This window comes from Vibrio sp. HM8-C (assembly GCF_058630515.1).
In genome coordinates this window covers 54,008-74,811 of sequence record NZ_JBMMKS010000006.1, presented here as the reverse complement: position 1 = coordinate 74,811, position 20,804 = coordinate 54,008, and the positions used below count along the sequence as shown (strand labels likewise).

At 43.1% G+C, this 20,804-nt stretch carries 16 protein-coding genes; 7 read left to right on the top strand and 9 right to left on the bottom strand.

All coding sequences use genetic code 11. The features are described from left to right. Positions 1-232: 232 nt before the first annotated feature. Both queE and queC read left to right on the top strand, forming a co-directional pair. A complete protein-coding gene (queE, locus tag ACOSVQ_RS09150) occupies positions 233-901 on the top strand; it encodes a 7-carboxy-7-deazaguanine synthase QueE (protein ID WP_491982252.1) in 669 nt (222 codons plus the stop codon). Between the two features lie 11 nt (positions 902-912). Continuing rightward, a complete protein-coding gene (queC, locus tag ACOSVQ_RS09145) occupies positions 913-1,602 on the top strand; it encodes a 7-cyano-7-deazaguanine synthase QueC (RefSeq protein WP_491982250.1) in 690 nt (229 codons plus the stop codon). Here the strand turns inward: queC and ACOSVQ_RS09140 are convergent. Beyond that, complete coding sequence (locus ACOSVQ_RS09140; RefSeq protein ID WP_491982248.1) at positions 1,568-3,448, bottom strand: GGDEF domain-containing protein; 1,881 nt, start codon at positions 3,446-3,448, stop codon at positions 1,568-1,570. The genes queC and ACOSVQ_RS09140 overlap by 35 nt on opposite strands. Before the next feature lie 377 nt (positions 3,449-3,825). Here ACOSVQ_RS09140 and ACOSVQ_RS09135 point away from each other — a divergent pair, with 377 nt between their 5' ends. Together ACOSVQ_RS09135 and ACOSVQ_RS09130 are read left to right on the top strand one after the other, a co-directional pair. Beyond that, positions 3,826-4,605, top strand: a complete 780-nt coding sequence (locus ACOSVQ_RS09135; protein ID WP_491982246.1) for a GNAT family N-acetyltransferase — start codon at positions 3,826-3,828, stop codon at positions 4,603-4,605. A 163-nt stretch (positions 4,606-4,768) separates the two neighbouring features. Further along, positions 4,769-4,996 (top strand): hypothetical protein, encoded by a 228-nt coding sequence (locus tag ACOSVQ_RS09130; protein WP_491982245.1) that lies wholly within the window; start codon positions 4,769-4,771, stop codon positions 4,994-4,996. Between the two features lie 120 nt (positions 4,997-5,116). On the opposite strand, the gene ACOSVQ_RS09125 is transcribed toward ACOSVQ_RS09130, so the two are convergent. From ACOSVQ_RS09125 to ACOSVQ_RS09110, 4 genes are all read right to left on the bottom strand, one after another. After that, the gene (locus tag ACOSVQ_RS09125; protein ID WP_491982244.1) at positions 5,117-5,665 is read right to left on the bottom strand and encodes an MSHA operon transcriptional regulator; all 549 of its coding nucleotides are present in this window, start codon (positions 5,663-5,665) and stop codon (positions 5,117-5,119) included. A gap of 526 nt (positions 5,666-6,191) precedes the next feature. Then, positions 6,192-9,008 carry an Hsp70 family protein gene (locus tag ACOSVQ_RS09120; RefSeq protein WP_491982243.1) on the bottom strand — a complete coding sequence of 939 codons (2,817 nt, stop codon included), beginning with the start codon at positions 9,006-9,008 and terminating at the stop codon, positions 6,192-6,194. Between the two features lie 234 nt (positions 9,009-9,242). Beyond that, entirely contained in the window at positions 9,243-11,150 is a 1,908-nt protein-coding gene (locus ACOSVQ_RS09115; protein WP_491982241.1) for an Hsp70 family protein, read from the bottom strand. After that, positions 11,150-11,770 (bottom strand): DUF2760 domain-containing protein, encoded by a 621-nt coding sequence (locus tag ACOSVQ_RS09110; RefSeq protein WP_491982240.1) that lies wholly within the window; start codon positions 11,768-11,770, stop codon positions 11,150-11,152. The genes ACOSVQ_RS09115 and ACOSVQ_RS09110 overlap by 1 nt, the downstream gene beginning before the upstream one ends. A 325-nt stretch (positions 11,771-12,095) precedes the next feature. On the opposite strand from ACOSVQ_RS09110, the gene ACOSVQ_RS09105 reads away from it, so the two are divergent. Next, positions 12,096-12,626, top strand: coding sequence for a 3'-5' exonuclease (locus tag ACOSVQ_RS09105; protein ID WP_491982239.1), 531 nt, complete (start codon positions 12,096-12,098; stop codon positions 12,624-12,626). A 102-nt stretch (positions 12,627-12,728) separates the two neighbouring features. Here ACOSVQ_RS09105 and ACOSVQ_RS09100 read toward each other — a convergent pair whose 3' ends face one another. The 3 genes from ACOSVQ_RS09100 to ACOSVQ_RS09090 form a co-directional block, all read right to left on the bottom strand. Next, a complete protein-coding gene (locus ACOSVQ_RS09100; RefSeq protein WP_491982238.1) occupies positions 12,729-13,175 on the bottom strand; it encodes a tellurite resistance TerB family protein in 447 nt (148 codons plus the stop codon). A gap of 143 nt (positions 13,176-13,318) precedes the next feature. Further along, entirely contained in the window at positions 13,319-13,681 is a 363-nt protein-coding gene (locus ACOSVQ_RS09095) for a VC1380 family protein (protein WP_491982237.1), read from the bottom strand. Positions 13,682-13,919: 238 nt separating this feature from the next. Then, positions 13,920-14,507: an FMN-dependent NADH-azoreductase gene (locus tag ACOSVQ_RS09090; protein ID WP_491982236.1), complete on the bottom strand. Its 588-nt coding sequence runs from the start codon at positions 14,505-14,507 to the stop codon at positions 13,920-13,922. Between the two features lie 183 nt (positions 14,508-14,690). Here ACOSVQ_RS09090 and hrpA point away from each other — a divergent pair, with 183 nt between their 5' ends. Beyond that, complete coding sequence (gene hrpA, locus ACOSVQ_RS09085) at positions 14,691-18,620, top strand: ATP-dependent RNA helicase HrpA (RefSeq protein WP_491982235.1); 3,930 nt, start codon at positions 14,691-14,693, stop codon at positions 18,618-18,620. A gap of 100 nt (positions 18,621-18,720) precedes the next feature. Then, complete coding sequence (locus ACOSVQ_RS09080; protein WP_491982234.1) at positions 18,721-19,203, top strand: porin family protein; 483 nt, start codon at positions 18,721-18,723, stop codon at positions 19,201-19,203. A gap of 68 nt (positions 19,204-19,271) precedes the next feature. Here the strand turns inward: ACOSVQ_RS09080 and ACOSVQ_RS09075 are convergent, their stop codons facing one another. Next, complete coding sequence (locus ACOSVQ_RS09075; protein ID WP_491982233.1) at positions 19,272-20,756, bottom strand: carboxypeptidase M32; 1,485 nt, start codon at positions 20,754-20,756, stop codon at positions 19,272-19,274. Between the last annotated feature and the right edge of the window lie 48 nt (positions 20,757-20,804).

Genomic DNA, 20,804 nt, shown 5'->3' with positions numbered 1-20,804 from the left:
TAGAATGCGTTAATTAATTTGGAAAAGAATATCTATAATTTATGACAGTTTGCTCGTTTGTAATGTAAAGCGCAAAACAAATTGCATCATTTGTTTGAACTCGAAAGTAACGGTTTCGTGTTTAAAGCGCGTGATATTTGTGATTTAGGCGAGGTTTAAATTGACCTCAAGGAGACCTTCTATTAAGGTCTGCGGCTGCGATTTTTCGGAAAATTGAATTAGGCAACTTACTTTGTACAAAGTTAATGAAATGTTTGAAACGATACAGGGAGAGGGCGTATTTACTGGCGTTCCAGCTGTTTTCGTTCGTTTACAAGAATGTCCGGTTGGCTGTGCGTGGTGTGATACTAAGCAGACGTGGGAAGCCGAAGAGAAAGACCAGCAGTCTTTTGAGCAGATTATTGTCAAAACCGGTGATTCACCCAAGTGGTGTTCAGCAAGTGCTGAGCAGGTCATTGCCATGTATCAATCACAAGGTTATACCGCAAAGCACATTGTTATTACCGGCGGTGAACCTTGCATTTATGATTTGATTCCTCTGACGCAGGCGTTTGAAGCGATTGGTTGCCGATGCCAGATCGAAACGAGTGGTACCTTTGAAGTGCAAGCATCCAAAGATACTTGGGTGACAGTGTCACCAAAAGTAGCAATGAAAGGTAAGCTTCCGGTTATTCATTCGGCTTTGTTGCGTGCTAACGAGATCAAGCATCCTGTGGCTACCGACAAAGACATCGAGAATTTGGATCAATTGCTGCAATCTGCCAACGTGCCTAGTTCAACGGTTATTGCTTTGCAACCTATTAGCCAGAAGCCTCGAGCGACCCAATTGTGTATTGATACGTGTGTGGCGCGAAATTGGCGTCTATCCATTCAAACTCACAAGTATCTCAGTATTGCCTAAAGGAATTACCCATGAAAAAAGCGGTTGTCGTATTTAGTGGTGGTCAGGACTCAACAACGTGTTTAGTTCAAGCGCTGAAAGATTTTGATGAAGTTCATGCGATTACGTTCGATTATGGACAGCGACACAAGCTCGAAATCCAAGTGGCTCAAGCATTAAGTAAAAAACTTGGTGTCACTGCGCACAAAGTATTGGATGTTGGTCTGCTCAATGAGTTGGCGATCAGTTCTCTAACTCGTGATGATATCCCTGTATCTCATGAGCTTCAGGATAATGGACTACCAAATTCATTCGTTCCGGGTCGCAACATACTCTTTTTAACCTTAGCTGGTATCTACGCATATCAAATTGGTGCTCAAACCGTCATTACGGGTGTGTGTGAAACCGATTTTTCAGGTTATCCAGATTGCCGTGATGAGTTCATCAAGTCGATGAACAGTGCACTTGTTAAAGGTATGGATCGTGAACTGGAAATTCGTACTCCGCTTATGTGGTTGAACAAAGCGGAAACATGGGCTCTCGCTGATCAATATGAATCGTTAGATCTCGTGCGTAATGAAACGTTGACATGCTATAACGGCGTTATCGGAGACGGTTGTGGCGATTGCCCTGCTTGTCATCTTCGTAAAGCAGGGCTGAAAGATTATTTAGATAATCGCGCCGCAGTTATGGCTTCTTTGAAACAAAAGAGCAATCAATAGAGTCTCTGCAAGCATCAAAGATGCAGTTCTGTCCTTTTTGTTTGATCTTGAAAAGCGCCTGATCCAAAACTGAATAGAGCTGATTGAAGTCGCTGATTTGTTCCTCCGTTGTCAGAAAGGCAAAACTGGTGGAGACATACAGCGGCTTTTTGTTTGCAGAATCATTGGTTTTGTATGAGTATGGTTTCGATGTCAGTGCTTTATGCAGCGTTTCTACTCGTTGCTGTACCTCATAGTGCTCAACATTTCTCAGCACGAGAATGAATTCATCACCACCCAAGCGTCCCCAGAAATCCGGCTTATTCAAATTTTTTTCAACCGTTTTGGATATCATTTTTAACGCTTTGTTGCCTGCCTCATAGCCGTATAAGTCGTTTATTAACTTGAGATTGTCGATATCAAAAAGAATCACCACATTTTTGGTATCTCGAAGCGGAGTTATGTCGGCATTTTTTAGTCTATTAATAAAAACTGTTCGATGTAGCGCGTCGGTAAGGCAATCCATTTGTTGTCGATTGTGTGAATGAGCCGCCTTGTGGATGAGATAAGCCACTATCATTAAAAGCAATACAACCATCAGCAGAACATAGCGTCGCTCCTGTTTTAAGTGTTCTATATCTGCATAAAGCTTTTCATTTTGAGCAAGTAGCTCTGAACTCAATAATTTTTGCTCTAGCGTTGATGTGGATTGATCAAGGGCTTCTAATGCTTTGAAATGCTCACTGTCTCGAATTGTTATTTCATTTTCAACGTATAGACGATAGTAGGAGAGTGCCAGTTCGTATTTTCCACTCTTATCCGCGATTTTCGCTAACTGACGTAATGCTTGGGTTAGTGTTCGTATATTCTGTGATTCTTCTGCAAGCACCTTTGCCTTTAATGCGTAGTACTCTGCCTGTCGATAATACTGTTTTTGAACGTAGGAATTAGACAACGCTAAAACTACATCGGTTTTAAGAGTGATATCTTTGCGTTGGATGGCGTAGTCGAGACCTTTAAGAAGTTGATTGATACCTTCGTGGAAAGATCCAAGTTCAGTATATGACTTACCCAGCCCAAGATGCACGTAAGCCAGACCTCGCACATCGTTGTGCTTCATGTGTATTAAACGTGCCTTATTAAAATGGGTAATGCTCTGATGCAACTCGCCTTTGTGATGGTACACCTCGCCTAAACTGTGTTCAGTTTGTGCGATACCTTTATCATTCTGATTCTCAACATGCAGTGTTAGGGCGCGATACAGATATTCTAACGCTTGTTGATATTGACCCAATGTGCAGAGCAGAATCCCTATGTCATTAAATACTTGTGCTGTATCGATACCTTCAGGAACTTCATCTAACAGTCGCTTATAGGCACTTAATGCTCCTTTGTAATCACCAATATTTTCGAGATTCTTGGCTATTACGTTGAGGGTGCGATAACGAGGAATGATCGGGTCTCTAGTTTCATCCAACCTGTTCTGTAGTTGTGTGCAATAGTTTTGACTCTGCAGGTAGTCACCCTGAAAATTAAGTAGTCGGCATAGGTGGTACTCGAATAAGAAAATGCCATCACTGTCTTGTCTTTGTTGCATTTGAGCATAAAGCTTTTGATAACTCTTTATGGCATCAGATTCGCGTTTATTTCTTTCATGATTTAGCGCCTCAATAAAAAGCCTCTCATCTTCATTATAAGAAAGAGGTAATGCGTTTTTATTGCCGAAATAATGTTGGTCCTTATTAGTCATAAACTCATGGATACGACTAGCGACATAGAGTTTTTCCGCATTAGGAGCGAGAGAGGCATATCTGTCTTTTAAAAGCTGTAAGACTAAATCAGGATCTCGGTTTAGTGATTTATTCACTACTGAGTCCCATTCGGCTCTGTCACTGGCATGACTTGTCGATAGGACGGAACAAAGAGATAACAAAAGTATGGTTGCGTAAATATGGAACATTGAGTGCATTTTTGGCGGTGTGACGAGAAAACCTCAACACTATATGCCTCTGAAAATCTGCTCTCAATTCGTTATTGCAAACGAACATTAATCTGTGAAATGTGCCGAAACATGCGTCAAATAAGTTGCATTTTTAAGACGAATTTCGCTTTAACCTACTAAATTTAAATAACAAAGTATTAGAGGTGCGAAAGTACTAACACTATTTAAAAAGACAGTGGATAATGCCGCGCAATTTATTAGCCCTAAAGATCTACAACTTTTCGTCATTGTGAGGAAATGCCTTGAACGCAGCTGATATCTTGACTCAGTTTAACTGTTATGAGCGAATGCATATTGAGATCCCTGATTGGGAAATCTACTCACATGAATCACTCGTCCGAGTGATTTCTCCAGATGTGGATGGCAGTTTTATCGCGTATTTCAATCTTGAGGCTTCGCAAGCGCCTGATGTCATTGAACAGCAAATGGCTTATTTCTATCGTTTAGGTAAAAACTTTGAGTGGAAAGTCTATGACTTCGATTCGCCAAGCGAAATCGAACAGATGTTGTTGGACAAAGGATTTTACCAAGAGGATGAAGAGTCCTTTATGGTGCTCGATCTTGGCGCTTATGATTCAGTGCCTGAACTTCAAACTCAATGTGTTGAAGTGTTTGATGCTTGTGGTATTCGCGATGCGATTGAAGTGAAACGAATTCAAACTGGTGAAGACTTTAGTGCCTATTATTTACACTTGCTTCATTTGAAGCAAACGCGTCCAGACAGTATTCGCATCTATGTTATTTATGACGAAGGGCAGCCAGTGTCATCGGCTTGGGTGATCTTTAACAATGATAAGTCGCCGTTTGCAGGTATCTGGGGCGGAAGTACAGTCCAAAGCCAGCGTGGACGTGGTCACTATCAAGCATTGCTTAAACAAAGGATTCGAGATGCAATGTTAGCGGGTAAGAAATACTTGTACATTGATGCCTCCGAAATGAGTCGTCCCATCGTAGAAAGGTATGGATTTAAAGTTATTTCAAAAACGGTGCCTTATTTTTATAGACATCCCAATATTGACTAATGTTTTATATAACAAGTATTTGTAGTGTAAATGGTTGAAGATCGTTAAAGATCCTGAACTAAGATCTCATCCACAATTACTGTGTTAATAACCAGTATTTTTGTTGACAATTATGTAACCTTAACTATACTGTATGCATAAACAGTGCTAGAGGAGGTAACTTATGTTGTTAGAAACATTAGAACGCATTAACCGCCTACGCCAAGAGGCGATGTCTAACCCTGATTTCATTGAAATGGCTAAAGAACACGAAGCCACTCTCAAACATGTCGAGCAAGAATTTGAACCGAAACGGTCTCGACGTCATACTACCAAACACAAAAGCAAATCGCTTGCCGATATCTATAAACAAACCGATTTCGGCTCAAATCCATCAGGTGTTCAACATTAATCGTAACTGTGTTTGATGCACCGCAACTGAATAACAGTAAATAAGAAAAGGCTCATGTGATTACACATGAGCCTTATGTATTTCGTTCATCCTAAATAAGATTCTGGTGACAAGTCTCGTTTAGAAATCGGCTTTTTTTACGAAATATGGGTTGGTGTATTTACGCTCTGGGCCAAATTGTGACGTCACCAATTTATTCCACAAATTCTTGTCAAATTGCTCTTTGGGTATAGACGGGTAGAGTGTTTCTACTTCTTCCCAAGCATATACCATCAGCTCTTTCTTTTTGATCTTGTTGTATTTATTGACGATGTCGTTGTACTTACGCATCCATTCGATTTTGTATTGGCGCAAAGCAGGTTCAGCTTGTTCAAGTGGCACTCGAGACAAATATACGCGCTTGTAAGACACTTTCTTATCAATCATGGTGAGCATCGTTGTTTGAATATATTTACCATGATGAGTAATAGAAATATCGTCTTCAGAGAACGGTGTTAAACACCAGCCGCGAGGAAGGAAATCTGGTTTTTGGAATTGCTTGTTACGAGCAAGCAAAGCATCGTGCAGAACAATATCCGAAGTACCACGGAATGTCGCTTGCCATTTGGCAATACGAACCTGAATAGAACCCGGCAGACGATAAACGTTAGTAAACTTATCTTTATCCATTAGCTTTCACAATCTTTGAATAATGCAGTGTATTAATACGAAAGTTATTGCCATTTCGAATAAAAGGTATCGAAAACGATCTACACCTTGGGTCGGAACACTCTGAGTGTAAATCCACTTATACTCTTCTCAATTGAATCTGCAATATCGTTGATTACATTCACTTAACCACATCACACTAACCAATTTGCGCTAACCTTCTTCCATCAATAGGCAGATAGGGCTAGATTGGCAATATTGGGCAATGCGTCGTGTTCTACAGATTAAGACCAAATAAGAAGTAACCTCACTGCTTGGCATATTTTTAACCACTCAGGCAGCGAGGGCGCACATTCTACAACGGTTTATAGTTCAAATGCGAGTCCAAATAAGTGCGTTTTTTCATCTAATTGAAAGAAAATATATACAGGATTGAACAAATAAAGAGCATTTTCTTGTTATTTAACGTTCATGATGTCTTGTTAAAGTAAACCGAACCCAAAGATGAACTTCTTGGCTCGGTTTACTAACACAGCTCATGAACGATTTAGTGAGAGATGAGTGTCAAACCATGAGGAAGTGCATCACCAAAAATGCGTTTTGACTCGGTTTCACTTAACTCACTCACATTTTCTACCAATTGAACCCAAGCCTCAGGTGCGCGGCTTTGTTTGAGTTTTTCGAGTACAGATGCTCGGAAGTCATCTGAAATGTCTAACGTTCTATCGCCGGTCTTTCTACAAATCATTACAGCGGCAAACGCGATCATTGGCTCCTTAACCCAGTCTTTATCCAATAGCTTTGGTAACCATTGTTGAACTTGTTCGCGGGACACCACATTATGTGCACTGCCGTAAAGCGGTGTTCTAGAAAGAAGGCGACCCGCTGCCCACCAGTGAGCCTGCTCAAATTGTGTTTGATTCAAAGCTTTATTAATAAACCAAGTGGCTAACAGTACTTTATCTTCCACATCCAAATGTTCTAAAGATGCCGCTAAGCGAACCATGGCTTCATAGCCTTTGTCTTGTGCTTCTTGATTAGATTTAGGATTGCGAGAAGCTCCCGGATGCAGATGTTTCGCGATGTCCGCTAACAAGATTTCTTGCTGCTCTTGGTTTAAACCTCCTGCGATACGTCGCCAAAATACCCACCAGTCACTCCAGCCTTGATGGTTTTGAAACTGAATACCTTGTTGGTATAAACCCCAAATTTGTTCGATCCGCCAGCTATCGGTGGCGTCGCCAAATCCAGGACGCAATGCAAACCCTGCTAATCGTAACCAGTTTTTCTCGTGTTGTTCGGAGCGGCGGCGACGTTTTCTACCTAATGCCAAAGTATCAAATAGAGAACGAAGAACCGAAAAGTCCCACTCGTCACGTTTGCCGAGTAGTTTCTCTAAATCTTTGTTTAATGTTTTGACTGCGTTATTGTCGGCACTGTTCTTATTGCCACTGTAAATCTGCGTTACTAACGTTTTTGCCTGTTCAAGCTTAGGGTTTGGCTTATCCAACTCTTGATTGGCTTGGTTTTGGTTATTGTTACGAACTTCAAACTCCATCAACCAGCGTTTAGTTTCATCGCTGGTGGATACACATTCCATTTTCAGTGTACCTACTTCTGTAAGCTGGCAGGCGAGAAGTACTTCTTCACGCTGCTTTTGATTGGCTTGCAGTTGAATGTTTTCATTGCCTTGTAAGGTGGTGATGTAGGGTGGTAATGGTTGGAATTTATCCGCGTCAATATCAACCAAGACTCCATTTTGTATTCTGATGTCGTTAGATATTTGATCGTGCGTTGACGTTAGCAGGTTAAAACGCACAGGCATACCTAGCGTTAATGAAAAACGACGGCTAGTTAATCGGATCTCTTGACCTTCTTCAGTTCCTTTCGCTAATAGACACAGGGCTTTGCCCATACTGTTTTTTTCTTGCAAATGAAGGAAGTAAGAGCGAGCCGATCCTCCACCGATTTTAAGTTGTACGCCACGACGAGCTTTGGCAAACGCTACGGCTCCGAGAGCTACTGACCAGTCAGGATGGGGGTTATCAAGTTGAGTGATACTCTCACCACGCCAGTGACCAAGCAACGTCTTCATTCGCTCTGTAATCAGATCGCTGTTAAAAACACCGCCATTTAGCAACAACCCTACAGGGATAGAAGGCTGGTCAGCGTCGATTTCATTAAGCGCGGCTTTTGATACTTGCTGATGTTGAGTCAGAAATTCTGCGACATGTTTACTGACAGCGGGGTCAGCTACATAGGGAAGACCAAATTCCATCATGGCGCTACGGCGTTTATTTGGCAGCTGAGCGAAATCGGAAATTGGGAAGAAACCATCCAATGCGATTTGGTGTACTTCTTCTTTGGTGAGACTGACGCTTTTTGTTCCACCAAGTAGCTTAGAACCACTACCAAGCATGGTTATTTTAACGGTTTCTGGAGCGTTACTTGAGAGCAGGTTTTCTTTTGCTTGTCGTGTTTGCTGTATCAGTTTTGTTAGACCCGCCGCTGTCAGCTTTTTAGCTTGATTAAATCGGCTTTCTGCTAAGTGTGCGAGCGCAAGGTCAAGGTTGTCACCGCCGAGCATCAAATGCTCACCTACGCCAATACGGTTAAGCGCCAAATCACCGTTATCGAATTTTGCTTCAATGAGGCTTAAATCGGTTGTGCCGCCACCCACGTCGCAAACGAGAATCAGAGGGATTTCAGCGAGCTGCTCACTTGCCGAATCTTTGTGTCGGGAATACCAGTCATAGCAAACTGCCTGAGGCTCTTCCAATAAAATGATGCTGCCTAGCCCAGCAAGTTTCGCTGCCTCTAAAGTGAGTTTTCGCGCTGTCTCATCGAAAGAAGCTGGAACGGTAACGACCACTTCCTGATTTTCTAATGGATTACTTGGGTGTCGGTAGTTCCATGCTTGACGAATATGATTTAGGTAGCTTGCACTTGCCACCACCGGTGATACTTTTTCAACATCAGCGGCTCCCGCCCAAGGAAGAATAGCTTCTGAGCGATCAACCGACGGATGAGATAACCAGCTTTTGGCACTGGAGACTTGGCGACCTTCGACTTTAGCGCCTAAATCTCTCGCCCATTGTCCAATAATGGCAAGATCAATGTCGCCAGAAACAGGTTTGTTATCCCAAGGAAGCGTTAGGTCACTGGCAGCAATTTGTCCCGGTGCCGGGTGATAGCGGAAGGAGGGTAACAGTGGTTTTCGGACAACTTCGCCAGGACCAATCAGTTGGTCTATCGGAAAAAGTTCTACAGCTGCGTGTTCGAGATCATCCATTAATTCACAAAATGCGACCACCGTATTGGTGGTTCCTAAATCGATCCCGACAAGAAAACGTGGTGCTGCCATTTAGAGAAACCTCGTTATACTCTTCCTACTTGAAGCTGTAGTGCTTTATGTTTTGGTATAGGGGCTTGTTCGCTCACCCCAATCACATAGTTTATCTATGCTCATGGGGAATCACTCACTTGCCGCCTACCTGAAACTCCAAGTAGTTTGAGTATTAATCTTTAATTAGAGTCGTTATTAGTAACGACACTTTGAATATAGATAAACGGCATCGCTAAGGATGCCGTTTAATAGTTAGTACTGTGAATCTTCTGATTCTTCGTTGGATTCTCTTACATCGAACTCAACATGCCATTTTTGACCGTTGTCTGCGGCAATCGCTTCAAGATAGAGAGTACCAAGTTCTGTTACGCGCGAAGCAAGCGTGACAGGAATGACTTCACCTTCACGGCGACCTTCAGATACAGGCAGTGTTACTTGAATTTCAGGTAACTCCTCTAGCTCCTCTGGAGCCCAGTAGTCAAGGTGAGTACCGGCAGTATCATCGCGGCGAGTCGTTGAACCGTAGAACTGGAAGTGAACTGGCTGACCAATGACTAGACCAAACTTCTGGTTTGTAACTTCAACATGGGAGCCTTCTTCCATGCCAAAAGGTGCGACACATAAAGCTTCCATTGGTGGCGCCATTCCCGGAATTGCAGGCATAGCACTTTCGATACCGACGTAATAGGCTGACGCGATGCCACCGCGAATTCTAACACCTTGACCACGGCGAACATTGCCGTAGTAAGCTGCACCGCTAGCAACGGCTAAATCAAGATCCAGACCCGACAGACGTTTCGCTTGTGGGGCTTGTGCGCTGCTTAACCACTCATTAATGGTGTTAAACAAACGATTGGCTAATAGGTCTGACTTAAGCACGCCACCATTGAACAAAATTGCGTTTGGTTTAATGAAGTCTACAGTAGGGGCGGGCATGCCCGGTATGCCTGCCATATTGAATGGAGTTTGCTCACCATTGCTATAACCGCTGTTGTCACCGTGTCTTTGAGCATCAGCTTGTTTTGACAGGAAAGCGGCGATGTGGCGAGTAATACCCGCATCTTGCGCATAAGGCAGCCCCATATGGGTTAATGCGCCGCGCGTTTTCTGAATTGGGTGGTCAGAAATTGCAACTTGCGGGAAGAAGCCGTCTACCAGCGTTTGCTGAACTTCTTCTTTGGTCAGTTCCGTTTTTAGTGTCGTGCCCAGAAGTTTCGAGCCACGGCTTGGTACCACAATCGGCACAGATTGCAGTTCAGAATCTTTAAGAAGTGCTTCTTTTGCATCACGGCAAGCGTGCGTCATTGCATGAACTTGCCAAGGTTGTAACTCTTTACCTTCCTGAGCCAGCTTCATTTTTAAGCGGTATGCAAGTGCAAGATCCATATTGTCGCCACCAAGCAGGATATGCTCTCCAACCGCAATACGATTTAGCGATAGATTACCTTGGTCTTCAGTTACTTCCACCAAAGATAAATCCGTTGTACCACCACCAATATCGACCACCAGAATCACTTCACCTACAGACACTTCATTGCGCCATGCATCAGCACTGTTGTTGATCCAGCTGTATAGCGCCGCTTGCGGCTCTTCTAACAGGGTTAGTTGGGTGAACCCTACATTACGTGCCGCTTCAGCGGTCAGGTCTCGAGCTGCAGGATCGAAAGATGCTGGTACTGTAATTGTCACATCTTGCTCTGAAATAGGATGAGCAGGGTGCTCATGATTCCAAGCTTGTTTAATGTGTTCTAAGTACAGCTCAGTCGCACGAAGTGGTGAAACTTTTTCCACATCTTCAGGACTGCCTTGTGGCAGAAATGCTTCACGGCGATTTACACCACCGTGACACAACCAAGATTTCGCACTAGCGACAAGACGAATCGGAGTTTTGACACCAAGGTTACGTGCAATAGCGCCAACCAGAGCAGGTGGTTTATCAGTCCAAGGTAAGCGTCTTGAAGACTCAGACATCTCATGTTCATGAGGCTGATACAAAAAAGATCCAAGTTGGTCACGTGTTTCAACCGTACCCGGAGCCGTCATCTGAGCAATGCCCATGACATTGACGATTGGGTTTTCTATTTGAGTATCCACATAGGCAAGCACACTGTGAGTAGTGCCTAAATCAATACCAATACTGAATTTTGCGTTTTGTTCCATTACAGCTCAACCTCAGCTGGAGCAATGATAGAAGCGTCATAGTTCTCTGCAAGTTTTGGCAGAGTCATCGAATCAGCTTTCCAACCTTTATGAATCAGAGTGCCAGTAAATGGCGCTGAACCTGATACGTTACCAACTAGGCGTACTTGTTGAGCGTTAAAGCCTTCTTGCAAAGTGATGCGTGTTTCTTCTTCTTCACTGCGAACAGGAGATAGAGCCACATACTCTTTTAGTACTTTCTGACCACCAGCATGGATAACTCGTGCCGCTGCACCTACTTCTTCATCAGAAAAGCCTGCAACGTCTTCTTTTAGGAAATCAATCAGACGAGCTTCCTGTTGAAATAAAGAAAGTAGCTGCATTGCCGAATCTGTATTTGCAGTCGCTAGTTTCGATTCAACTTCAACGACTTTCTCGACGATTTTTTCTACCTCGACAACTTTCTCAACTTCAACGATCTTCTCAACAGGTTTTTCGACTTCAACAATTTTCTCGACAGGCTTCTCAATAACTTTGGATTTGCGAGATACGGCAATCAGAAGAAGTAGAACGCTAGACGCGGCTAGACCAGCATGAAGCATATCGAAGGTGGTTGGAATGGCGTTTAAATCGAAGTTCATGATGAATTCTCTATAGATAAATGAATGCAGACAATGTTGAGCAAAACATCTGCACCACTAGATAAAAGTTAGCAAAAAAATAGGGGCGAATCTTACCATATTCAAGGATTAAGGCTTACAGAAAAGCGGTCTTCTCACTATTAATCTAGTTCAATAGACTATCTTTTAAACACATTTGAAGAATTAATAAGCGAATGAATGAACTTAGGATGGCTATGCAGGGCAAAATTGTGTTTGAACGTCGAGTTTTCACTTTCGTTCAGGTAACATAGCCGCTTTTCAGTTTTAGACTTTGAGTATTAAAAGAAAGGGATCAGATTTACCAATGAACTATAACCGCGTTGTTTGCTTCGATTTGGAAATGTGCTGTTGGAATGAAAACGGAGTGGGCACGACTGGCGAGATCATTGAAATAGGTCTGGCTGAAATTGATTTGTCAGCAGGCGAAATCGTCAAACGAGCTCAGTACTATGTGAAACCTGAGCATGATGAAATTTCACTGTTTTGTAGCGAGCTGACAGGCATCACTCCGAGAAAGATTGAAAAGCAAGGTCGTCCATTGGCTGAAGTTCTCAAATCTATGGTTAAGAATTTTGGTGGTCCACATAAGATCTATGCCTCGTGGGGAAGAGATGACCAAATCTTACTTAAAGAGTGTCAGGATAAGGGCATTGAAGTTCCGTTTAACGAGTTCTTGAATCTTGCCACTATTTACCGCATTCAAAATCGCCTCAAAGATAAGCGTATTGGGCATCGTGCTGCTCAAGAAGGTAAAGGCATTGAGTGGGAAGGTCGCCAACATTCGGGATATGTTGATGCCTACAACTTAGCGAAGCTCGCATTAACTATGCTTTAAAAAAGATGCTTTTAAAATTGGTCATCTAAACTGTTGATCATCAAAACAGTTGATTAAAAAAATAAGGGGCACTGAAGTGCCCTTTGTTGTATCTGTCGAGGTTTATTGCTTATTTGCCGTCATCAGTTTTGCGCGGATAAACTGGTTGTGGTCAACATATAGAAGTTCAGAGGCTTTTCGGATCACGGCGTCTTCTAACGGGTCAATTTCACCGTCGGCATGGGCGACCTCCCACATTGCTTTGATCAGTTCAAAACGAGTTTCTTGCGAAAGTTCACGCAATTGAGAAGTGAAATCGTATAGTGAGGCAGACTGCTTAATCTGTTCGTCGGCTTTGTTCACTAGCGCTTGCGCTTCTATTTCATCCAAACCGAGTAAACGTTGTACTAGATGCAGCTTAGCTTCTTGCTCTTTGCTATCAGTTTGGTAGTCGGCACCTGCAACTTCACTTAATAAACAAGCAATCGCTAGGTTTGGACTCTGTTTTTGTTGGCTAAGATCTTGGCCATCAAGCAGCTGTTTGAATAAAGAGGTAATTGCATTGAACATGATAAAATCTCACTCGCTAATATTCAGATTGTTCGGTGTAAAGACCTTAATATAGAGACCAACATCACAACAAACAGTTCAGTAAAATTTATGTAGCACAATATGAAGGTAATTGAAATCGAGCTGGGGTGACGAGAACACCTTTAAAACTCGTTGTCGTCGGCATAGGGTTCGATTAATTCAATGAATTCTGAACTGGTACGTTCATGTGCCATGATAAGTAAGGTCAGCAACATCTCAGATTTGGTTTTGATGCCTTTGTCTTTCTCGCGAAGCAAAGTTTCGATTTGGCTACGAATCATCTCGATTTCATGTTCTACAAAACCGCGACCTTCTTCGTCACCTTGATCTTCTTCGGGGGCGTTATCAAACTCTAGGAATAAAAAATCGTCATTAAGGTGGGTATTAATCAGGCGTTCTGGCAACCACTCTTCACCCATAACAATGTCTGGGTCGAAACCTTGTGGAAGATTGTCTAATAGCGCTTTAAGTTCTGATGCTTTCAAAATCAAGTCTTATTGGTATTTTAGTCTGCGTATATTAACGGTCAAACGTTATGAAAACTAAGTATTCTTAACTTCTTTGTCTAAATAAATGATCTCTTTGTCTAAATAAATGTGGTTTGTGCCACTAATTTTGTCCAATTTATAAAGACCCAAGAAAAAAGCAGCCTAAAATGGACTGCTTTATAGTGCACTGAGTTATGGACTACGGGCTATGTCGTAGCTTTACAACGATTGGAGATTACAGTGCGATAGCTTCTAGTTGAGATTGTGCTGATTCAATCCCTTTAGCTGCTGGCTCTTCGCCCATGTTTAGAGCTTCTGCATAGACAAACTCAACGTTTGTTATGCCAACAAAACCTAGAATCGTTTTTAGATAAGGCGTTACGATGTCTGTCGCTGAATCTTTGTGGATACCACCACGAGTAGTGATAACAACCGCTTTCTTACCTTCAATAAGTCCTTGTACGCCAGCTTCAGTGTATTTAAATGTCACACCTGCGCGAGCAATCAAATCAAACCAGTTTTTTAGCTGAGTTGGGATTGTGAAGTTGTACATAGGAGCTGCAATAACAAGAGTGTCTGCTGCTTTAACTTCTGCGATTAGCGCGTCTGATAGTGCAACAACTTCTTTTTGTTCTGCAGTGAGATCGTCTGTAGCGCGAAGTGCTGTCGCAACGGATAGATCAAGTACTGGAAGTGGAGAAGCAGCCAGATCACGAACAACAAGTTTCTCTTGATCAAATTTGGTTAGGTAAGCGTCAATCAGCTTACTTGATTGAGAGTAATCACCAAGGATGCTGGATTTAAGTGCAAGTACTTGAGACATAATTTTTCCTTTGTTGAAGGTATCACATTGATGATTGCATAATAATGAGAGGTGGCACGCATAAAAAGCAGGAATATTCGCATGAATCATTCAAAAAAATTGAATAAGAGGAATTGCTAATCCTCAGCCCACACTGTGGTACAATCCGCGCAGTTTTGTTAAATAAAAGAATAGGTAAACGCTTTGACTCAGTCACAGCCAAATTCAGAATCCAATGCTTCAGTAAAAGCGAACAGCGCAGAATCTTTGAATAAAGCGCTTAAGCAATGCTTGCTGAAAGATCGATTTCGTTTCAGTAAGCGTATTTCGGGCGCAAGTAAAATTAAGAAAGATGCTGCACGTAACGCGGTGTTTGATGAAATCGCTTTAGATATTGCGCAGTCAATGATGGTTGTGCAGCAACGAATCAACCAGAAAGTCACCATCGAATATCCAGAGCTTCTGCCTGTAAGTCAAAAGCGTGACGATATCGCAAAAGCCATCAAAGAAAACCAAGTGGTTATCGTGGCCGGTGAAACGGGCTCAGGTAAAACCACTCAGTTACCGAAAATTTGTGCAGAACTTGGTCGAGGAAAGTACGGTCTCATTGGTCATACTCAGCCACGCCGACTGGCGGCACGTTCGGTTGCGACCCGTATTGCTGAAGAGATGGAAACGGAAATGGGTAACTTTGTTGGTTACAAAGTACGATTCAACGACCAGATCTCAGATCAGACTCAAATCAAATTGATGACGGACGGTATCTTACTGGCTGAAATTCAGCATGACCGCTTTCTGAATCAGTACGACACCATCATCATCGATGAAGCACACGAACGCAGTTTAAACATCGATTTCATTCTTGGCTATTTGAAGCAATTGCTGCCGCGTCGCCCAGATCTTAAAGTCATTATTACTTCAGCAACCATCGACCCTGAGCGCTTCTCAAACCACTTTAGTGGTGCGCCGATCATTGAGGTTTCTGGACGTACGTATCCGGTGGATACGCGTTATCGCCCATTGGCGAGTGATGAGGACAGTGATCGTGATCAGCTAGAAGGTATTTTTGAAGCTGTTGATGAGCTTTGCGATGAAGGGCTGGGTGACATACTCATATTCATGAATGGTGAGCGTGAAATCCGCGATACCGCAGATGCACTGTCTAAACGTAATCTTCGTGATACTGAAATTGTGCCTTTGTACGCTCGTTTATCCGCGGGTGAACAAAACAAAATCTTCCAACCACACGCGGGTCGTCGAATTGTACTTGCAACCAACGTAGCAGAGACGTCACTGACAGTTCCGGGTATCAAGTATGTGATTGACCCAGGTACAGCGCGTATCAGTCGTTATAGTTATCGCACCAAAGTTCAGCGTCTTCCAATTGAGCCTATTTCTCAGGCGAGTGCGAACCAACGTAAAGGTCGCTGTGGTCGTGTGGAAGAGGGTATCTGTATCCGTTTGTATTCCGAGGAAGATTTTAACTCGCGTCCGGAGTTTACTGACCCTGAAATCCTGCGTACCAACTTAGCATCAGTTATTTTGCAAATGACAGCTCTTGGGCTGGGAGACATCGAAGCTTTCCCATTCGTGGAAGCGCCAGATAAACGCAATATTCAAGATGGTGTGCGCCTGCTTGAAGAGTTAGGTGCAATCAAAGAAGACTCGAAAAACAGTGACAAACAACTTACGGAAGTGGGGCGTAAACTGGCTCGACTGCCAATTGACCCTCGTTTAGCTCGTATGGTTTTAGAAGCGCCTCGTATGGGCTGTTTGAAAGAGGTGATGATCATCGCCTCTGCACTATCGATTCAAGACCCACGTGAAAGACCAAGCGATAAGCAGCAATCTTCTGATGATAAACATCGCCGTTTCCACCATGAAGAGTCTGACTTCCTCACGTTTGTGAATTTGTGGGAATACATTAAGCAACAGCAAAAGGCATTAACGGGCAATCAGTTCCGTCGTCAATGCAAACAAGACTATCTGAACTATTTGCGTATTCGTGAATGGCAGGACGTATATTTCCAATTGCATCAATCAATGCGAGAAATGGAGTACAAGCTAAACGATGAACCGGGTAGCTATGACGCTATTCATACTTCGATTCTAGTCGGCTTACTGTCTCATATTGGTATGAAAGACCCAGAGAAGAACGAGTATCAAGGTGCTCGTAATGCTCGATTCAACATATTCCCAGCATCGGGACTATTTAAGAAACAGCCTAAATGGGTGATGTCCGCTGAATTGGTTGAAACCTCAAAACTTTGGGCGCGTATCGTTGCGAAAATCCAACCAGAATGGATTGAACCTCTAGCTAAACACCTAATCAAACGCAGCTACAGTGAGCCGCATTGGTCTAAAAAACGTGCAGCCGTCATGGCGTATGAAAAAGTGATGATTTATGGCATTGCTATTGTGCCTAAACGTCTAGTGAACTACGGAAATATCGATCCGGCGTTGAGTCGTGAAATCTTTATTCGTAGCGCTCTTGTTGAGGGTGAATGGGAAACCAAACATAACTTCTTCAAACTTAACCGCTCGTTATTGCAGGAAGTGGAAGAGTTAGAGCATAAGTCACGCCGTCGTGACATCTTGGTTGATGATGAAGATCTATTCCAATTCTATGATCAACGTGTTGGTACAGAAGTGGTCTCTGGTCGCCATTTTGATACGTGGTGGAAAGCAACCAGCAAGAAAACACCAGAGCTACTGAACTTTGAAAAAGAGATGCTTTTCAAAGGCGATGCTAGCCATGTTACCGATTTGGATTACCCTAACTTCTGGTACCAGAATGGACTTAAACTCAAGCTGAGCTATCAGTTTGAACCGGGTGAGGATAGTGACGGTGTCACAGTGCATATTCCATTGCCTATCCTTAACCAAATCGAACCTCAGGGTTTTGAGTGGCAGATACCGGGTTTGCGTCATGAGCTCGTTGTTAGCCTAATTAAGTCATTACCAAAAGCGGTACGTAAGAACTTTGTACCAGCACCAAATTATGCAGATGCGTTCTTAGCTCGCGTGACAGCAATGGAACTTCCTTTACTTGATGCATTGGAGAAAGAACTACGTCGAATGACGGGTGTTGCTGTATCTCGTGATGATTGGAACTTAACGCAGGTGGCTGACCACTTGAAAGTAACCTTTAGAGCGGTAGATCATCGCAACCGTAAACTGAAGGAAAACAAAGATCTCTACGAACTTAAAGAGAGTTTGAAAGAGAAAGTTCAAGAAACACTCTCTCAAGTTGCTGATGATGATATTGAGCAATCGGGTCTACACACGTGGTCGTTTGGTGAACTACCAAAAGTCTATCAGCAGAAGCGTGGCGGTTTTGAAGTTAAAGCATATCCTGCACTGGTGGATAAAAAGGATAGTGTCGAGATCAAGCTGTTTGAAACAGAGCAAGAGCAGCAAAGCGCGATGCGCGAAGGCCAGCGCCGTTTGATTTTGCTTAATGTACCGTCACCAATTAAATATCTGCATACCAATTTGCCGAACAAGTCTAAACTTGGATTGTATTTCAACCCGTTTGGTAAAGTGATGGACTTGATTGATGACTGTATTGCTTGTGGTATCGATAAGTTACTAGAAGAACGTGGTGGCTTAGCCTGGACGCCAGATGAGTTTGAATCTCTCAAAGAGTTTGTTAGAGCGGAACTGGGTGACACTGTTGTTGATATTGCCAAACAAGTGGAGGCCATTTTGACGATGGCATTCAACATCAATAAGCGATTGAAAGGAAAGGTTGATTTTACGATGGCATTTGCATTGTCAGATGTAAAAGCTCAAATCGAAGGTCTGATTTTCAAAGGTTTTGCGACAGAATGTGGTTGGAAACGACTACCAGACATTTTGCGCTATATGAAGGCAATAGAGCGCCGCTTAGAGAAGCTGCCGATAGATCCGAATAAAGATCGTCTGCATATGCTGAAAGTGGAATCTATTCGAGAAGACTATAAAGAGCTGCTAAATAAAGTTCCAAAAGGAATGGCATTGCCGGAGAACATCAAGGAAGTGCGTTGGATGATAGAGGAACTTCGAGTAAGTTTCTTCGCTCAACAACTCGGCACGCCTTATCCTGTCTCAGATAAGCGCGTTAAAAATGCTATTGATGCTTGTTCGGTATAACATTTGCATAGCTAAGTGAAATCACTATAATTTGGCGCTATGTGGCAACGGACGGCCGATTACCGGATTGTTGCCTCCCGTTACAAAAAGAAGGTTAATTATGAAAAAGACTCTATTAGCACTCGCTCTTATCGGAGCGTCTACAACAGCTTTCGCTGATTCATGGATCTACGGTGGTGCGTCTGTTGGACAGTCTGACCTTAATGGTAAAACATCTACGTCTATGACTGTGCATGCAGGTACAGGTATTCTGCCGTTTATTGGCGTTGAAGCGGGTTATACCGATCACGGTGATTTTGACATCGGTGCAAACCAAGAATTATCAGCAAGTTCAGTTTACTTTGCTCTTAAACCTAGTATTGATTTTGGTCCTTTGCATGTTTACGCACGTGCTGGTGTTCACTCTTGGGATGAAGAAATTAATGGCAGCAAAGTCGATGATGGTGTTGATCTAATGTATGGCTTTGGTGCCGAATATTTCATCATGGGCCCATTCTCAGTAGGCGCGAGCTACAACAACTATGAACTGGACAATGACAACATTGACTCGTTTACACTGAACGCGACTTTCCATTTCCTATAAATCATTCGCTCAGTTATACAAAAGCCAGCCTCAATGGGCTGGCTTTTTTACGTTAACAGTTTAGCCACCTAACCTAAATATCGGGAAGTTAAATGCTGGTTAAAGAACGCGGCGTTTAGAGTCTCACCGGTTGCTTGTTTCACTAACTCATCAGTTGTGAGTAAGCTGCCTTTACTCCAAATATTTTCAGAAAGCCAAGTGAAAATAGGTGTTAGATCGCCGCTTATTATCACTTTGTCTACATCCACAGTTTTCTTCATTGCCGCCATAAACTGAGCTGCGTACATAGCCCCTAATGTGTAACTAGGGAAGTACCCGAAGCTTCCATCCGTCCAGTGGATGTCTTGCATGCAGCCATTCTTGTAATTGTCTTTTGTAGTCAATCCAATGTAAGACTGCATTTTTGCATCCCAGAGTTCTGGTACATCTGTGTGCTTTATCTTGCCGTTCATCAAGTCGCGCTCTATTTCGTAACGCAAAATGACATGGCTAGGATAGGTGAGTTCATCAGCATCGACGCGGATAAAATCTCTTTTCACTCGAGTGTAGAGTTTCTTCATATTCTCTACTTCAAGCACTTGTTTATCACTGTCTTTAAAATGTGTCGCAGCTAAACCAGCCAAGTGGTGAATAAAGTTCTCGTTGCGGCCGACCTGCATTTCAAAGAACAAAGACTGAGATTCATGGATGCCCATAGAACGCGCTTCGCCAACAGGATTGCCAGCTAATGACTTTGGAAGCCCTTGCTCGTAACGAGCGTGCCCAGTTTCATGCACTATACCCATGAGAGACTGCACGAACTCTTGTTCGCTGTAACGAGTAGTGATGCGAACATCGCTTGGTACGCCCCCGCAGAATGGGTGAACACTTTCATCAAGTCTGCCGTGGTTGAAATCGAACTGAAGTAGCTTCATTACGTCTAAACCAAGCGCTTTTTGCTTCTCTGTTGCGTAATGACCGTTAGGCAAAACAATATGTTCTGATTTTTGCTTTTCTATCGCGGCATCAATCAGTGCTGGTAGCCAGCTTTTCACATCATTGAAAACCAAATCTAAAGATTGTGTAGTTGTTCCGGGTTCGTAGATGTCTAACATCGCGTCATAAGGTGAAAGCCCAGTTGCAGCTGCTCGTATTGCCGCTTCTTCTTGAGACAGCTTAACCACTTCAGCCCAGTTCTTTTCAAAACCTACCCAGTCGTTGTTCTTACGTTGGCTACGCCAAGCATGCTCACATTTAGAACCTGCCAGAGATTTTGCTTGCACTAAACTCTCTGGCAGTACGTTGGCTTGTTGCCATTGGCGCTTCATTTCTCTTAGCGTAGAGAGTTGCTGGTTATCAAGATTTTCAGATGCCGCATTGGCAAACCACTCTTCAAGTTGCGGTTTTGTCATCAGGCTATGGATGTGAACCGAGAGTTCTGCCATCGCTTCGGAGCGTGCCTCTGCACCGCCGTTTGGCATCATTGACGCTTGATCCCAGCCACAAATTGCAGAGAGATGGCTGAAATGCGAAATGGTTTTAAAGTGTTGAACTAAGGTGTTGAATGCACTCATCGAAAGCGTTCCTTTTTCCTTAAAGAAATTTTGGGAAAGTGTATCAAG

Excerpts from the sequence above, each read along its gene's own strand:
- queC (WP_491982250.1), top strand. The coding sequence starts at position 913 with ATGAAAAAAGCGGTTGTCGTATTTAGTGGTGGTCAGGACTCAACAACG.
- ACOSVQ_RS09130 (WP_491982245.1), top strand. The coding sequence starts at position 4,769 with ATGTTGTTAGAAACATTAGAACGCATTAACCGCCTACGCCAAGAGGCG.
- ACOSVQ_RS09125 (WP_491982244.1), bottom strand. The coding sequence starts at position 5,665 with ATGGATAAAGATAAGTTTACTAACGTTTATCGTCTGCCGGGTTCTATT.
- ACOSVQ_RS09120 (WP_491982243.1), bottom strand. The coding sequence starts at position 9,008 with ATGGCAGCACCACGTTTTCTTGTCGGGATCGATTTAGGAACCACCAAT.
- ACOSVQ_RS09115 (WP_491982241.1), bottom strand. The coding sequence starts at position 11,150 with ATGGAACAAAACGCAAAATTCAGTATTGGTATTGATTTAGGCACTACT.
- ACOSVQ_RS09110 (WP_491982240.1), bottom strand. The coding sequence starts at position 11,770 with ATGAACTTCGATTTAAACGCCATTCCAACCACCTTCGATATGCTTCAT.
- ACOSVQ_RS09105 (WP_491982239.1), top strand. The coding sequence starts at position 12,096 with ATGAACTATAACCGCGTTGTTTGCTTCGATTTGGAAATGTGCTGTTGG.
- ACOSVQ_RS09100 (WP_491982238.1), bottom strand. The coding sequence starts at position 13,175 with ATGTTCAATGCAATTACCTCTTTATTCAAACAGCTGCTTGATGGCCAA.
- ACOSVQ_RS09090 (WP_491982236.1), bottom strand. The coding sequence starts at position 14,507 with ATGTCTCAAGTACTTGCACTTAAATCCAGCATCCTTGGTGATTACTCT.
- ACOSVQ_RS09080 (WP_491982234.1), top strand. The coding sequence starts at position 18,721 with ATGAAAAAGACTCTATTAGCACTCGCTCTTATCGGAGCGTCTACAACA.
- ACOSVQ_RS09075 (WP_491982233.1), bottom strand. The coding sequence starts at position 20,756 with ATGAGTGCATTCAACACCTTAGTTCAACACTTTAAAACCATTTCGCAT.